This is a genomic window from Mucilaginibacter ginsenosidivorax (assembly GCF_007971525.1).
GTDB lineage: Bacteria > Bacteroidota > Bacteroidia > Sphingobacteriales > Sphingobacteriaceae > Mucilaginibacter > Mucilaginibacter ginsenosidivorax.
This window is the reverse complement of sequence record NZ_CP042437.1, coordinates 7504574-7519185: the sequence shown is the minus strand read 5'-3', so window position 1 is coordinate 7519185 and position 14612 is coordinate 7504574. Positions and strand designations below refer to the sequence as shown.

The 14612-nt window shown below is 42.5% G+C and carries 12 protein-coding genes; 7 read left to right on the top strand and 5 right to left on the bottom strand.

The window, feature by feature from the left end:
• The first annotated feature begins 47 nt into the window (after positions 1 to 47).
• The 4 genes from FSB76_RS30865 (at position 48) to FSB76_RS30850 (ending at position 7967) form a co-directional block, all read left to right on the top strand.
• Positions 48 to 3263 (top strand): efflux RND transporter permease subunit, encoded by a 3216-nt coding sequence (locus FSB76_RS30865; RefSeq protein WP_225976361.1) that lies wholly within the window; start codon positions 48 to 50, stop codon positions 3261 to 3263.
• A gap of 130 nt (positions 3264 to 3393) precedes the next feature.
• Positions 3394 to 4818 (top strand): efflux transporter outer membrane subunit, encoded by a 1425-nt coding sequence (locus FSB76_RS30860; protein ID WP_147060413.1) that lies wholly within the window; start codon positions 3394 to 3396, stop codon positions 4816 to 4818.
• A 289-nt stretch (positions 4819 to 5107) separates the two neighbouring features.
• On the top strand, positions 5108 to 5980 hold the full coding sequence (locus FSB76_RS30855) for a cupin-like domain-containing protein (protein WP_147060411.1): 873 nt from the start codon (positions 5108 to 5110) through the stop codon (positions 5978 to 5980).
• Positions 5981 to 6179: 199 nt separating this feature from the next.
• Positions 6180 to 7967, top strand: a complete 1788-nt coding sequence (locus FSB76_RS30850) for a beta-N-acetylhexosaminidase (RefSeq protein ID WP_147060409.1) — start codon at positions 6180 to 6182, stop codon at positions 7965 to 7967.
• Between the two features lie 81 nt (positions 7968 to 8048).
• On the opposite strand, the gene FSB76_RS30845 is transcribed toward FSB76_RS30850, so the two are convergent.
• The 3 genes from FSB76_RS30845 to FSB76_RS30835 all read right to left on the bottom strand — a co-directional run bounded on the left by FSB76_RS30845 (position 8049) and on the right by FSB76_RS30835 (position 10765).
• On the bottom strand, positions 8049 to 8390 hold the full coding sequence (locus tag FSB76_RS30845; protein WP_090647651.1) for a hypothetical protein: 342 nt from the start codon (positions 8388 to 8390) through the stop codon (positions 8049 to 8051).
• 107 nt (positions 8391 to 8497) lie between these two features.
• A complete protein-coding gene (locus FSB76_RS30840) occupies positions 8498 to 10111 on the bottom strand; it encodes an IS1634 family transposase (RefSeq protein WP_147060407.1) in 1614 nt (537 codons plus the stop codon).
• Positions 10112 to 10423: 312 nt separating this feature from the next.
• Positions 10424 to 10765: a hypothetical protein gene (locus FSB76_RS30835; protein WP_090647651.1), complete on the bottom strand. Its 342-nt coding sequence runs from the start codon at positions 10763 to 10765 to the stop codon at positions 10424 to 10426.
• Positions 10766 to 11342: 577 nt separating this feature from the next.
• Between FSB76_RS30835 and FSB76_RS32305 the strand changes: the two genes are divergently transcribed.
• From FSB76_RS32305 to FSB76_RS30825, 3 genes are all read left to right on the top strand, one after another.
• Complete coding sequence (locus FSB76_RS32305) at positions 11343 to 11519, top strand: hypothetical protein (RefSeq protein ID WP_158643020.1); 177 nt, start codon at positions 11343 to 11345, stop codon at positions 11517 to 11519.
• Between the two features lie 44 nt (positions 11520 to 11563).
• Positions 11564 to 12136 carry a Crp/Fnr family transcriptional regulator gene (locus FSB76_RS30830; protein ID WP_147060405.1) on the top strand — a complete coding sequence of 191 codons (573 nt, stop codon included), beginning with the start codon at positions 11564 to 11566 and terminating at the stop codon, positions 12134 to 12136.
• A gap of 85 nt (positions 12137 to 12221) precedes the next feature.
• A complete protein-coding gene (locus FSB76_RS30825) occupies positions 12222 to 12800 on the top strand; it encodes a GNAT family N-acetyltransferase (RefSeq protein WP_147060403.1) in 579 nt (192 codons plus the stop codon).
• Between the two features lie 54 nt (positions 12801 to 12854).
• Here FSB76_RS30825 and FSB76_RS30820 read toward each other — a convergent pair whose 3' ends face one another.
• Both FSB76_RS30820 and FSB76_RS30815 read right to left on the bottom strand, forming a co-directional pair.
• A complete protein-coding gene (locus FSB76_RS30820; protein WP_147060401.1) occupies positions 12855 to 13763 on the bottom strand; it encodes an RpnC/YadD family protein in 909 nt (302 codons plus the stop codon).
• A gap of 137 nt (positions 13764 to 13900) precedes the next feature.
• Positions 13901 to 14611, bottom strand: coding sequence for a phosphoadenylyl-sulfate reductase (locus tag FSB76_RS30815; RefSeq protein WP_147060400.1), 711 nt, complete (start codon positions 14609 to 14611; stop codon positions 13901 to 13903).
• Between the last annotated feature and the right edge of the window lies 1 nt (position 14612).

The window sequence follows — 14612 nt, the reverse complement described above, 5'->3', positions numbered from 1 at the left end:
TCTTGATTCTTGACTCTTGATTCTTGACTCTATTAAAAAAAGAAATCATGTTTCAAAAATTCATAGAAAGACCGGTACTTTCAACCGTTATCTCCATACTATTGGTGATAGTTGGTGTACTTGGTTTAACAAAACTGCCCTTAGAGCGGTTCCCGAATATTGCCCCTCCGGCGGTATTGGTATCGGCTGTTTACCCGGGCGCTAATGCCGAGACTATTTTACGTTCTGTTACGCCTTCGTTAGAAGAAGCGATTAACGGTGTGGAAAATATGACCTATATGACCTCAACCGCCAGTAACGACGGTACATTGGGTATTACCGTTTATTTTAACCAAGGTACCAACCCCGATCAGGCTGCTGTAAACGTGCAAAACCGTGTTTCGCAGGCCACAAGCCAGTTACCGGCCGAGGTTGTGCAATATGGTATAACCACCACCAAACAGCAAAACAGCTTTATTGGTGCAATGGCCATCTACTCGGAGGATCCCAAAAAGTACGATCAAACCTTTGTAGCCAACTATGCACAGATTAACATTGTGCCCGAAATTAAGCGTATTACGGGGGTAGGTTCTGCCAGTATATTTGGTGGTATTAAGGATTACTCGATGCGTGTTTGGCTTAACCCAGCACAAATGGCAGCCTATAAAGTTACACCCGCTGAGGTGACTGCCGCTATTCAAGACAAAAACCTGGAAGCCGCGCCTGGTAAATTTGGCGAGCGCAGTAACGAGGCATTTGAATATGTAATTAAATATAAAGGTAAGCTTACCAAACCAGAGGAGTACCAGAACATAGCTATCCGCGCAAATGCAGATGGTTCGGTGTTACACTTAAAAGATGTGGCCCGTGTTGAACTGGGCGCCTATTCTTATAATAGTGTAAGTAACCTTAACGGGCACGACGGTATTATTATCGGTATTATACAGTTGTCGGGCTCAAACGCCAACCAAATTCAGATTGAGATTGACAAGCTGATGGTGAAGCTATCAAAGGATTTCCCGGCAGGCATCAAATACAACCAGTTCTATCGTACCAAAACCGATCTTGATGAATCAATTAACCAGGTTGAACATACACTGGTAGAGGCTTTTATATTGGTGTTCATCGTAGTATTTATATTCCTGCAGGATTTCAGGTCGACATTGATTCCGGCTATAGCCGTTCCGGTGGCTATTATCGGTACGTTCTTCTTCATGAACCTGTTTGGCTTCTCGGTTAACCTTTTAACCCTGTTTGCCCTGGTGCTGGCCATAGGTATTGTGGTAGATGATGCCATTGTGGTAGTTGAGGCTGTGCATGCCAAAATGGAGCACGACCCCAGCCTAAGCCCTAAGGCGGCGACTACAGAGGCTATGCACGAAATTACAGGTGCTATTATATCTATTACGCTGGTTATGGCTGCTGTGTTTTTACCGGTTAGCTTCATGGTAGGCTCAACAGGTATATTTTACCGCCAGTTTGCGTTAACTATGGCCATAGCTATTATTATATCGGCTGTTAACGCGTTAACCTTAAGCCCGGCCCTGGCAGCATTGTTCCTAAAGAACAAGCATAGTGCAGATGGCCATACCGCACCTAAACAAGGTTTTGTAGATAAATTTTATGCAGGCTTTAATGGTGGTTTTAATTATTTAACCAACAGGTACGTAGGTGGCTTAAAATTCCTGATCAATAAAAAATGGTTGAGCATAGGCGGGTTGGTGCTGGTAATAGCAGCCACGGTTTACCTGGTAAACAGAACAAAAACGGGCTTTATCCCAACTGAAGACCAGGGCTTTGTGGCCATTGCTGTTAGCACGCCGTCTGGTACATCATTAAGCGGTACCAACAAAATCTTTAAACAAGCCGAAGATCAGCTGAAAACTTTACCATCGGCAAGGTTTGTTACCGCGTTGTCTGGTTTTAACTTTTTGACCCAATCCAGCAGCCCATCTGCAGGTGTGATCTTCCTGTTATTAAAACCGAACGAAGAACGGGGAGCAGTTAAAAATATTGACGAGATACAGAATATTGTTAGAGGAAGATTAGGCGGCATACCTGGCGGTACTTTCTTCGTGTTTAGTTTTCCAACGGTGCCAGGTTTTAGTAATGTGGAAGCACTTGATGTGGTGCTACAGGATAAAACCAACGGCAAGTTGGATAAATTTAGCGGTGTTGCCAATAACTTTATAGGCAAGCTGATGCAGAAACCGGCGATAGCCTACGCCTTTACATCGTACAAAGCAGATTACCCACAGCTACAATTAGAGGTTGACGATGAAAAGGCCGGCCAGTTAGGCGTAAATGTTAGAGACATTTTGCAAACTATGCAGGCATACTTTGGTACTGCCCAGGCATCAGATTTTAACCGCTTTGGTAAATACTACCGCGTGGTAGTGCAGGCTGATACTGCCGACAGAACAGATCCTTCGGCAATTGACAGGGTATTTGTTAAAAACAAAGCAGGCGAAAATGTACCTATCAATACACTGGTTAAATTAACCCGCGTATATGGTTCAGAAACCGCTTCACGTTATAACCTGTTCAACTCTATTGAGATTAACGCTATCCCAAAACCGGGTTATAGTTCTGGTGATGCCATTAAAGCTATACAGGAAACAGCACAGGAACAATTGCCTACCGGCTTTGCCTATGAGTTTGCCGGTCAAACCCGTGAGGAGATTGCTTCGGGCGGTCAGTCGGCTATAATCTTTATGCTTTGTTTGGTGTTTGTATATTTCTTATTATCAGCACAGTATGAAAGCTATATTTTGCCATTGGCAGTTATCCTTTCCATCCCTACAGGTATTTTAGGTGTGTTTGTGGTATTGGGTTTAACCGGTATCGAAAACAACATCTACGTACAGGTGGCTTTAATCATGCTCATCGGCTTACTGGCCAAAAACGCCATCCTTATTGTGGAATTTGCTGTGCAGCGCCGAAAAGCGGGGCATGGTTTAATTGAATCGGCAATTGAAGCTGCAAGGCTGAGGATACGCCCTATTATCATGACGTCGCTGGCTTTCGTATTCGGTTTATTCCCAATGAGTATTGCCACAGGGCCGTCAGCACAAGGTAACCACTCAATAAGTATAGGTGCAGCCGGCGGGATGGTTTCAGGTGTAATTTTAGGATTGTTCATTATCCCGGTATTGTTCGTGATATTCCAGGGATTACAGGAACGACTTAGCGGTGTGCCATTGGCTGTGCTGAACGGCGACGGATCGGGCCATAAAAAAGGACACGCAATTGACCCTAAAAAATTGGAACTACAGAATAATTGAGAATAGAATCAAGAGTTAAGAATCAAGAGTCAAGATAGAAAAAGAAAAGTTACAGAATAGCAGGATTGAAGTTTGCCTTCCGTCTTGATTCTTGACTCTTGATTCTTGACTCTTTCAAAGCAACAAAAAAATGAAACGTTATATAACTCCATTAGCTTTTGTATTACTTACGGCTTTTTTAAGCGCCTGTAAAGTATCAAAAGATGTGGAAACACCCAAACCAGAGTTGCCGGTTGCTTTCAGGAGCGCCGCAGCCATAACCACTGCCGATACCAGCAGCATAGCCGATATACAGTGGAAAAACTTTTTTACCGATGCAACCTTGCAAAAACTGATAGACAGTGCCATAGCCAAAAACTATGATATGCAAATAGCGGTTAAAAATATCGACGCAGCGCAGTTGCTGTTTAAACAGGTTAAATGGAATTATGTGCCCGAAGTTGCACTTAATGTTACGGCCAATACCAGTCGCCCAAGTGATAACAGCCTTACAGGTTTAAGCATCAGTCAATACAATATAGGCACCAGGCACGTAGAAGATTATTCTGCCAACCTGGCCCTTTCATGGGAAGCCGATATCTGGGGCAAAATACGTAGCCAAAGCCGCCAGGCCCTTGCAGAATACCTGCAAACAGCCGAAGCAAAAAAGGCAATTCAAACCAACATCGTTGCAAACGTATCACAAGGTTACTATAACCTGCTGATGCTTGATGCGCAATTGGATATAGCCAAAAAGAATGTTAAATTGAATGACAGTACCATCAGGATCATCCGTTTACAATATGATGCCGGCCAGGTAACTTTACTGGCCGTACAACAGGCGGAGGCACAACAACAGGCTGCTGCCCAACTTGTGCCACAGTTTGAAAGGAACGTTGCCGTACAGGAAAATGCTTTAAGTATTTTGGCAGGCCGCTTGCCTGATGTTGTAGAGCGCAACGGCACATTAAATGATGTTAAATTCCCTGAAACACTAACTGCGGGGGTACCATCGGCTATCATCAGCCGCAGGCCCGACATCAGGACACAGGAACTGGCTTTAACTATTGCCAACGCTAAAGTTGGTATCACCAAATCTGAAATGTACCCGGCTTTAAGGATCACTGCAAGCGGTGGCGTTAACTCTTTTAAAGCCAGCAACTGGTTTAACATCCCGGCTTCATTGTTTGGTATAGTGGCAGGCAGCATTGCAACACCTTTGCTTGATCATAAGCAATTAAGCACCACCTACAAAGTTGCACAAATAGATCGCGAAAAAACGGTGCTACAGTTCAGGCAATCGGTACTAAACGCTGTTGGCGAGGTATCTGACGCCCTGGTTAAAATTGACAAGCTGAAACAGGAACAGGCTATTGCCGCAAACCGTGTAAAAACCCTGCAACAAGCAACAACAAACGCCAGCATGCTGTTTAAAAACGGCCTGGCCAACTACCTTGAGGTAATAACAGCCCAGGGCAATGTATTGCAAGGCGAATTGGCGCTTGCTACTATTAAAAGAGATGAACTAAGCGCTACCGCCGAGCTTTACCGTTCATTAGGTGGCGGATGGAAATAATTGGTGAGAGGTTGATTAAGTTGATTGGAGCATGAGTTCCGTCAGCTTGCCAATAAACAATCGGAGGCCGGTCGTATTATAATACGACCGGCCTTTTTTGTAGAGATGCATAATTGCGTCTGCCGCGTTCAGGCCTACGCCATATATCCATGATACAGCAATCTTACACTACATGAATATTCTATGAAAATAATTTAAGTAATTAATTGATAGTAAGAAATTTGTTTAGATTTATCGACCGGATTTCACCTGGTAATTTTTCATCCTCAACCGCTTATATCATAACCCCATGCAACAAAATCAGGCACCTGCCAAACCGGCCGTTACTATTGATAAACGCACAAATATTTCAAGGGAAGAGTTTATCAGGGAGTATGTTGATAAATCGTTACCGGTTGTAGTTACCGATGCTGCCAGTGCATGGCCGGCCATGGGCAAACACTCACCTGAGTTTTACAAGCAAAACTACGGCCACATCACCAAAACCATTGATGGCGTAACCTATACCATGGCCGAGGCTATAGACCGGATCATGGTATCAACGGCTGAGAACCGTGCACCATACCCTTTTAACTTTGATATCAAAAAAGTATTTCCGGAATTGATGGCTGATTTTTCGCCGCAACTGGTATATGGCAAAAGCGATAGGGTACATAGCAGGCTGATGCCAAAACAGTTGCTTGCCGGCACCACGGTACATGAGCTGTTTTTAGGCGGTAATGGCTCAAGTTTTCCGTACCTGCACTATGATGCATTATTTATGCATACCCAAATTACCCAGGTATACGGCTCGAAGGTATTTTTCTTGTACCCGCCATCGCAAACACCTAACATGTATCCGTACCCGGATAACCCTAAATTTTCTCAAATCAACTTCCTGAATCCTGATTATGAAAAATTTCCGCTTTATAAGGAAGTTGAGCCGATAGTACTGCATTTGCTGGAAGGGGAGACCTTGTTTTTTCCATCGGGCTGGTGGCATACCACCAAAATTACCGAACCCAGTATCACCTATGGACGCGCCCAGCTCAACACCTACAACTGGAACAATTTCATCAATGACAGGTATGTTAACTGGAAGAAAAAAATCTCGTATATGGCCTCCCCGGTATTGGCGTATGGTGCAATAGTTGGCAGCATCATGAACGCTTTGGAGGGTTAATGAGCAAGTCGGAATTTTAAATATCGCCCAATCTGTAGGGGTTGTTACTTAGTTATCCAAAAGTTGTAATTTTTTTAAATTTATTACCAAAAACTTAACAGTTATTGCGCATTAGTATATATTTATTGCAAATAAATTACCTCTATTTGGCATAAAATCCCTATCATAGCACAGCCCCAATAATTTGACTTGTTTTTTAATGAAATTTAAATTCTTAATAGCGCTGCTCCTTTTATCCGGATATCTGAAAGCACAAAACTTAAACATCATCCCGCAGCCGCGGTTGATTGTAAACGGCTCCGGGCAAATCAGTATCAATAATCATTCTGCCATTGGTATCAGCGATACGTCATTAACTGCTCTAGCTATTTACTTTCAAAAGGAATTATTTAAAGCAAAAGGATTATCGCCTGCCATAAACAACGGAGATTCAAAAAGCACTATAAAACTTGTATTAACTAACACAAACCAGGTTATTGGCGGATACTCGTTAAAGATTACACCAGAGCAGATCACCATATCATCTTCAAATAAGGAAGGTGTTTTTTATGGCTTAATATCTCTTTTACAACTTATTAAAGATCATCCCAAAGAGGCTGATAATCTTACCCTTGCATCAACAGATGCAACGGACGTCCGTGATTATCAAAACGTTGTGCTTGCATGCACAGAAATAATCGATGCACCCCGTTATCAATGGCGTGGTTTAATGCTCGACGAATCGCGGCATTTTTTTGGCAAGCAGAAGGTTAAGCAGATTTTGGATTGGATGGCTTATTATAAGCTTAACAAATTTCACTGGCACCTTACCGATGTACAGGGCTGGCGTATTGAAATAAAAAAATATCCAAGATTAGCATCAATTGGCGGGGTAGGTGATTATAGTGACACCTCGGCCGAGGCTATTCCTATGTTTTATACCCAAAATGATATAAAAGAGGTAGTTAATTACGCTGCTCAGCGTTTCATCACTGTAATTCCGGAGATTGATATGCCTGGCCATGCAACCGCTGCCAACAAAGCTTATCCCGAATATTCGGGTGGGAGCGTAGCAGGTTACCCCAACTTTACATTTAACCCGGCTAAAGAAGAAACCTACCAGTATTTAGCCAATGTTATTAAAGAAACAACCGCCCTTTTTCCATCAAAAATGATGCATTTGGGTGGAGATGAGGTGGTTTTGGGCATTAAAGCTTGGTCGTTAGATACGGCCATTGCCCGGATGATGCAGAACAAAGGATTCGAGGACGTTGGCATGCTGGAGCGCTATTTTTTTAAACGGATGACTGATACCGTAACCAGCCTTGGCAGCAAAATACTGGCTTGGGACGAGGCTACTCAAACCGACCTCCCGGCTGGCAAAACCATCATTTTTTGGTGGCGGCAAAACCTGCCAGGCCAGCTAAGCCTTGCTTTGCAAAAAAATTACCAGGTGGTGTTATGCCCACGTTTGCCGCTTTACCTTGATTTTTTGCAGGATGGAAGCCATATTTCCGGCCGTAACTGGAAAGGCGTATTTAACCGGTATACAGATATTTATAACTTTCCCGACAGGCAATTGGCAGCAGATCAGCTTACATCAAACCAAATCATTGGAGTGCAGGCCAACATATGGACGGAGAAAATAGCTTCAGAAAAGCGTCTGGATTTTATGCTTTTCCCACGGATTGCGGGCCTGGCCGAAGCTGGATGGACTGCACCGGAGGTAAAAAACGAGGCGGCATTTACTGAACGGGTACAGGCAGGTTTAAAAAACTGGGATGCGGCCGATATTTATTATTTTAACCCTTTCAACCCGCAAGCCCATCCGGAGGCAATTGATTTTGCACCTGTGATAAGGAAAGTGCCCATTGCCGAAAAACATAGCCGACACCATAAAGCACATTCAAAAGCAACCAAAAAGGGGAAGAAGGCATCGGCAAAATTTCATCGATCGACGTTAAAATCCAAATCGACCAAAAACAAAACGCATAAAAAAAGGAAATAGCCTGTTGGTTATTCCCTTTAGATGGCGGAGTTAGGTGCTGAAAATGCTTTAGGCCTTTTGCTTTCTGCTTTCAGCTTATTTTTACCTGTAAGTTGAAAGGTGGGTGGTTTTGATGCTTAGCACAAAAGACTTCCCAACGCTTATTTTTACGTTTTTATCCAGCAACATAGCCTTAACAGCATCGTCACCTTTTATGGCTTCAAACAAATCGCGTGCTACTGCCGATCCGCTGATGTTATTGGTAACCTTACCGTTTTCCATATTGATGTTGAATGTGTAACCCGATTTTCCCCGGTCGCCCGCAGATTCAAAATCGGTAATGTTCAGTTTGAATTGCTGATCTTCGGTCAGGCTTTTCTTCAAATGCAAACGGATAACCGGCATGTACCTTTTCCAGGTAGTTAAATACTTTCTTTCTTCCATGATATGCTTATCTATATAAAAAATAAAGCCCCCTGAGTTTGACACGATTTTTGGTTAAATATCTGATAGTCAATTAGTTTATGTTTAACTTTTCGCAATACATATTTTTATAAGTAATTGACTATCTGTCGATTATGAAACATATCTGGTAATGGCCGGGCGGCGATCACTTTGAGCAGGGCGGCAGTTTCGGTAGTTTGCTTCGAGCGGAGGTAATATTGTTGGCCTGCCTGTTCCACCAGGCTAAGCTGCATTTTGTCTAATGTCCGCCTGATCTCATTTTCTGAAAGCGGCGTATTGTTCTTTTTGAGTTGATTGCTTAAAAAGATTTGAAAGGTATAAGCCATATAACACAGGCAGATATGTCCCTCTATGCGCTGATCTGTCCAGTGGAACATGGGCTTGGTTTCCAAAAAGCTTTTAAAGGTGCGGAAAGCGTGTTCTACCTGGTAGAGGTGTTTGTAATGATCGAGTATGATACCGGTGTCCATATCTCTTACATTGGTTGCGATTGCAAGGAATCCATCATACTGCTGATGCCGCTCAATCTTTTGCTGGTCGAGCAGGTATTTCTCTTGCTGGTCATTTTTAAGAAAGTAATGTGATGCTTTCTTTTTAAGTAATGACGGGTTTTGCTGCATCAATTCTGCTTTGGTTACCCGCTCTTCCCTTTCCTTGCGGTCTTTTTCTGCTCTGCTGGCTGACCATGTACCGATTATCAGGCGGTCTTCATATTCAATAGCGGTATACTTTACAATCAGGCTGCGTTCCTCATTCATTATCCATTCCTTGTTGTAGTTTTTCAACTCGAGTAAAGGTTTCTGAATAGCATGGGGAAGCATTTTAAGTTTTTCACCCAGGATATACTGATAACCCTGATTTTCGGTTAGTTCCTGGATATTCTCTTTGGACAACATGCCGCGATCAGCCACTACGATAACCTGGTCCAGTTGGTATCGCTTTTTTAATGAAGAAATAGCCTCTTTAAATGTATGGCCCTCGAACAGGTCTCCTTTGTAGACCTGGTAGCCCACCGGCTGTTTGTCCTTATCGATAAGCAGACCCAGCAGTACTTGTGTGTTTCCGATCTTGCCATCTTTAGAAAACCCTTTCTGCCGCAGGTGACCTTCCGTTTCCTGTTCGCTTTCAAAGTAGAAGGTCGTTACATCGTAGAACACTACATCCAGCCGCTGGTTGAAAAGGTCGCGCCCGGTTTGATAGATCCGCTCCTGTATCTGCTCCTTCCAGTCCGCCAGTTTATCCAGCGTCCGGTACAGGTGGTGTAGCGGAACCTGTTCCAAACCAATGTACTCTGACTGGTTAAAGAAAGTCCGGCGCTTGCTTGCCGGCTCGTTCAGCCGTTCGCATAGCATCAGCAAAATGGTGTTGACTAAAGAAAACCGAAGCTTTGCTTTCTTACCGATGCGGTCAAGCAATTTGTCCAGTTTATACCATGAAAGTATGTGCTTGCAGGCCAGTACGTAACCGTAGTTATAACGTCCCTGCTCGGTAATGCCATTGCCGGTCAGCTCTTCGGGGGGGCCGCCCATCGCCTGGTAAAGCTTAGTACCGAGCCGTTTAAGGGATGCTATCTTCTTGTCATCGAGCTTGCCCAGGTTGGCCAATGTGCGCATTCGTGACACGCCGGACTCGTCCCGGTAAGATTCTACAATCCGAACGTATTTTTCGCCGTCTTTCTGATCGATTTTTAAGGTCGCCATTGTGCTTGGTTGCACAAATTACGCCGTTTTCGCACCACCAGTCAATAGTGGTTTTCGCAATACAAATTTTCAAAATTCACCTAAAAACCACTCCCATTTGCCCGATTCGCACTTTTTTGACCTTTAGGTGTCAAACTCAGGAAAAAGGGGAAGAAGGCATCGGCAAAATTTCATCGATCGACATTAAAATCCAAATCGACCAAAAACAAAACGCATAAAAAAAGGAAATAGCCTGTTGGTTATTCCCTTTAGATGGCGGAGTTAAGTGCTGAAAATGCTTTAGGCCTTTTGCTTTCTGCTTTCAGTTTATTTTTACCTGTAAGTTGAAAGGTGGGTGGTTTTGATGCTTAGCACAAAAGACTTCCCAACGCTTATTTTTACGTTTTTATCCAGCAACATAGCCTTAACAGCATCGTCACCTTTTATGGCTTCAAACAAATCGCGTGCTACTGCCGATCCGCTGATGTTATTGGTAACCTTACCGTTTTCCATATTGATGTTGAATGTGTAACCCGATTTTCCCCGGTCGCCCGCAGATTCAAAATCGGTAATGTTCAGTTTGAATTGCTGATCTTCGGTCAGGCTTTTCTTCAAATGCAAACGGATAACCGGCATGTACCTTTTCCAGGTAGTTAAATACTTTCTTTCTTCCATGATATGCTTATCTATATAAAAAATAAAGCCCCTGTAGGTATTCGTTTACAGGGGCTTTTAAAACTTTTCAAGAGCAGGAAAACCATATATCCTGATCTTATTTTATGTATGTAATTTGTTGTTTTGAAACCAGGGTAATAAGGGACAGCTACTCCCGCGAATAATATTACCGCATAACAATTCAAAGCTACTTAAATTATAGTGCACACGCGCAATTTATATTTTTATAGTCGGCATGGCGTAATAGGTTGTTAATCAATTGTTACTACATCATTACGTATACAGCCAAAGTATATCACCAGTATAATCCGAATCCCCAGGATCAGAAATATTCTTTTTTTGGTGCAGGCTGTTAACACTTTAAGCTATAAAAAAGTCATTTTTATTTGTAACAGTTAAAAATACGGACAGCTTTCCTTTTAATTTTTACTGCGTTTACCTATATTAGGGCATGAGATGCTTTAACCGCCGGGATTAATCACCCTGGCATTAAGCTTTAAAAGGTCTCAACCAATCATTATGTTTAATAATCAGGCTATTGCGATCTTACCGGTCGCTGCTAAAAAACTATTCTATAATGATTGCTGTAATAACTACTATTGTACTTCTTGCTGCGCTGATATTCGTTTTGCGCGGTCCCTCAACCCGGAACAATAAAACTATCATCAAGGCCCAACGGCCTAAAAGTTTTTCTAAATACCTTGTAAATAAGGATGGCTGGCTTGAAGTGGCCGACGAAGACCGGGCGAAATGATATTTTATTTTTGCTGATAGTTTATAAATGTTACAAATTTGAAGATGCCCAATAAACTCATTTCGTTTTTGCAGCTATTTGGATATATTTCGCCCCAGGATCAGGAAGTTATAAGCAGTGCATTTGAAGCCCGCACATTTGAAGAAGGTGATTACCTGTTTAAAGGTGGAAATGTTTGCCGCCAACGATTTTTCATTATAGAAGGTGTGCTGCGAATTGTAGCACATAATGAAAAGGGGAATGAGGTAACTCATTATTTTTTGAAAGAAAACCAGTTTTGCACCATATTAAACAGCTTTAATAACCAGGTTCCTGCACAGGAAAGCATCCAGGCGGCGTGCAAGGCAAATGTGTTGGAAATAAGCCATACTAAACTGATGGCTTTATATGAGCAGCTGCCTTATATAAAAAGTTTGATTGATGATATAACGCAGCAAGCACTGCTTGATAAAATACAGATCAGGAATGCCTACCTGGGGCAGGATTCAACAACACGCTACAGGCTTTTTATGATGCGGCAAGCCGACATAGCACTTCGTGTACCATTAAGTGATGTGGCCTCTTATTTGGGCATCACGCCTCAATCATTAAGCCGTATCAGGAAAAATATTCGCTGACAATCATTTTTTCGACGTGCTCCAAATAATTCAGTCTGATTTATGATTGTACAACTTCGGTTAAAATAAGGACATTTGCCAAACTATGAATAAGGATATCTCAGCGTTAATAACTTTCCAGGCGGCTACCACCATCGAACATTTTGAGCAAATTATAGCCCTTCAGAATCAAAACCTATACAAATCATTAACTGCCGAAGAGCAAGATCAGCAAGGTTTCGTTTTTGCCGAACATACTGTTGAACTATTGCAGCAAATGGCGTCGCAAATACCACAGGTTATTGCATTGCACCAAAATAAGGTGATTGGCTATAACCTGGCAATGACAGCTGCTATGGAAAAACAACTGCCCAGTCTTGAACCTATGTTCAGGGAATTTCATAAAAGCCAGTACCAGGGCAAAGTTTTAACCGCTTACAAATTTTTTGTAGGAGGACAGGTTTGTGTCGATAAAAATTTCAGAGGGCTGGGGCTGTTGAGTAAACTTTATAACGCTACGGCCAACCTGGTTGGTGATGATTACGAACTTTGTATTACCGAAATAGCAGTAAGAAACATCAATTCGTTAAAAGTGCATCAAAAAATGGGTTTCGAAATTGCCGGCACCCACCGCGATGAATTTGGCGATTGGTATGTAGTTGTTTGGGACATCAGAGGGCTTTAAAATCCCCTGAAGGCATCCATTACAACGAATTGCTCATTCTCAATTGAGAGTATATCACAGTTTTTCAATTTCCTCAACAGAAAGACCAGTGAATTTTTCGATCTGCGCAACCGGCAAACCATCCTTTTTCATTTCACGGGCAACATCTTTTTTACCCTTTTTCTCACCCTTCTTTTCGCCTTTTCTCTCACCTTTTTTCTCAGCCCTGTCTAATAAAAGTTCTTCGATACCCATGGTGTTGCTCCTTTCTGTTAAAATTTCTACCTGTTGCTCAAATTTAGTGTTTATATCCTGATTTTCAAAGCGTATGTAATACCTTAAAAAATTCATCAATACCCTTATTTTTTCTTTCGCTATCTGTTTGGCCAGTAATAGCCTGGTTAGGTTAAGCTTTAAATTCAGCAGCAATTCATCGCGTTCCCTGCTGCTTCTCAGGCCTTTGCCTGCAAGCGCCGCCTTTGCCGTAAGCACAACCAGGGCAAAAGGATTATCACTGGCTTGCAGTGCTTCATCACTTTGGCTGGCTATTTTGTAGGTGTTAAACGTATACCGTAAACTGGTACCCGTAAAGTCTATGGCGAAATGATCAGGTCTTTCTTTTGTATTGGCTTCGGTAAATATGGCGTAGGCAACTATAGGCTTTTGATACTTATCCAGTATCCGGTAAAAATAGGTGTACATGCGGCTGGCAAAATCTTTTTGATATTGGCCCTGTACTTCTACATGCACCAGGATCCATTCTTCTTTACCTGCTTTGGTAAATACTTTCACCAGCTTATCAATCACCTTTGGTGAATACTCGTCATTTTCGGGCGGGAAAACCTGCTCCAACTCTTTATCCAGGAATTCAAAGCCCTTATTAAAGTCGAAAATCTCGGCGGCATCCGGATTAAGAAAACATAAAAAATCGTCAAAAACATCTTCGAGGATCCCTTTCCAAAGGATGTCATCTTTTCTTCTCATTAAACAATAATAGAAAATTATACTCGATAAAAAATCTGATTTATTAAAGCCATAATACAGATGCAGGAAAAGAGCCGCAAATTTCAGCAGGGAATTTTTAAAAATCCTGTCAATCCTTTAAAATCCAGAAATCGTGTTTACTTCGCAGTTACCTCATGTAACCCACATTCTTTTTTGGATTGATCTTCCCACCACCAGCGGCCGGCGCGAAAATCTTCGCCTTCGGCTACGGCACGTGTGCAAGGCATGCAACCTATACTCGGGAAGCCTTTATCATGAAGTGAGTTGTAAGGGATATTGTATTGTTTGATGTAGGCTTTGACCTCATCCAAAGTCCAATGAAAAATAGGGTGGTATTTTACCAATTGGTTTTGTCCGTCCCATTCCACATCATGCATATCGTGGCGGTTGGCCGATTGATCGGCGCGGATCCCGGTAATCCAAACCTTATTACCTTTTAAGGCGCGTTTAAGCGGTTCAATTTTACGGATACCACAACATTCTTTGCGGTTTTCTACCGATTCGTAAAAGCTGTTTGGCCCTTTGGTACTCACCATTTGCTCTAATAGCTCCTGGTTAGGGTAGTAGGCGTGAATGGGTTGTTTATACCTGTCCATGGTACTTACCCAAACTGAATAGGTTTCGCGGAAAAGCCTCCCTGTTTCTAAAGTAAATACTTTAATGGGCAGCTTATTGGCAAAAATCATGTGGCTTATAACCTGGTCTTCCCAGCCAAAACTGGTGGAAAATACAATCTCGCCGGGATAAAGTTCAGCCAACTTCGTCAGTGCTTCAACAGGGCCAAGACCTGCTGTAATATTGTTTATATGTTCAAAAGCCCCGTTCATA

Excerpts from the sequence above, each read along its gene's own strand:
- FSB76_RS30865 (WP_225976361.1), top strand. The coding sequence starts at position 48 with ATGTTTCAAAAATTCATAGAAAGACCGGTACTTTCAACCGTTATCTCC.
- FSB76_RS30860 (WP_147060413.1), top strand. The coding sequence starts at position 3,394 with ATGAAACGTTATATAACTCCATTAGCTTTTGTATTACTTACGGCTTTT.
- FSB76_RS30855 (WP_147060411.1), top strand. The coding sequence starts at position 5,108 with ATGCAACAAAATCAGGCACCTGCCAAACCGGCCGTTACTATTGATAAA.
- FSB76_RS30850 (WP_147060409.1), top strand. The coding sequence starts at position 6,180 with ATGAAATTTAAATTCTTAATAGCGCTGCTCCTTTTATCCGGATATCTG.
- FSB76_RS30845 (WP_090647651.1), bottom strand. The coding sequence starts at position 8,390 with ATGGAAGAAAGAAAGTATTTAACTACCTGGAAAAGGTACATGCCGGTT.
- FSB76_RS30840 (WP_147060407.1), bottom strand. The coding sequence starts at position 10,111 with ATGGCGACCTTAAAAATCGATCAGAAAGACGGCGAAAAATACGTTCGG.
- FSB76_RS30835 (WP_090647651.1), bottom strand. The coding sequence starts at position 10,765 with ATGGAAGAAAGAAAGTATTTAACTACCTGGAAAAGGTACATGCCGGTT.
- FSB76_RS32305 (WP_158643020.1), top strand. The coding sequence starts at position 11,343 with ATGATTGCTGTAATAACTACTATTGTACTTCTTGCTGCGCTGATATTC.
- FSB76_RS30830 (WP_147060405.1), top strand. The coding sequence starts at position 11,564 with ATGCCCAATAAACTCATTTCGTTTTTGCAGCTATTTGGATATATTTCG.
- FSB76_RS30825 (WP_147060403.1), top strand. The coding sequence starts at position 12,222 with ATGAATAAGGATATCTCAGCGTTAATAACTTTCCAGGCGGCTACCACC.
- FSB76_RS30820 (WP_147060401.1), bottom strand. The coding sequence starts at position 13,763 with ATGAGAAGAAAAGATGACATCCTTTGGAAAGGGATCCTCGAAGATGTT.
- FSB76_RS30815 (WP_147060400.1), bottom strand. The coding sequence starts at position 14,611 with ATGAACGGGGCTTTTGAACATATAAACAATATTACAGCAGGTCTTGGC.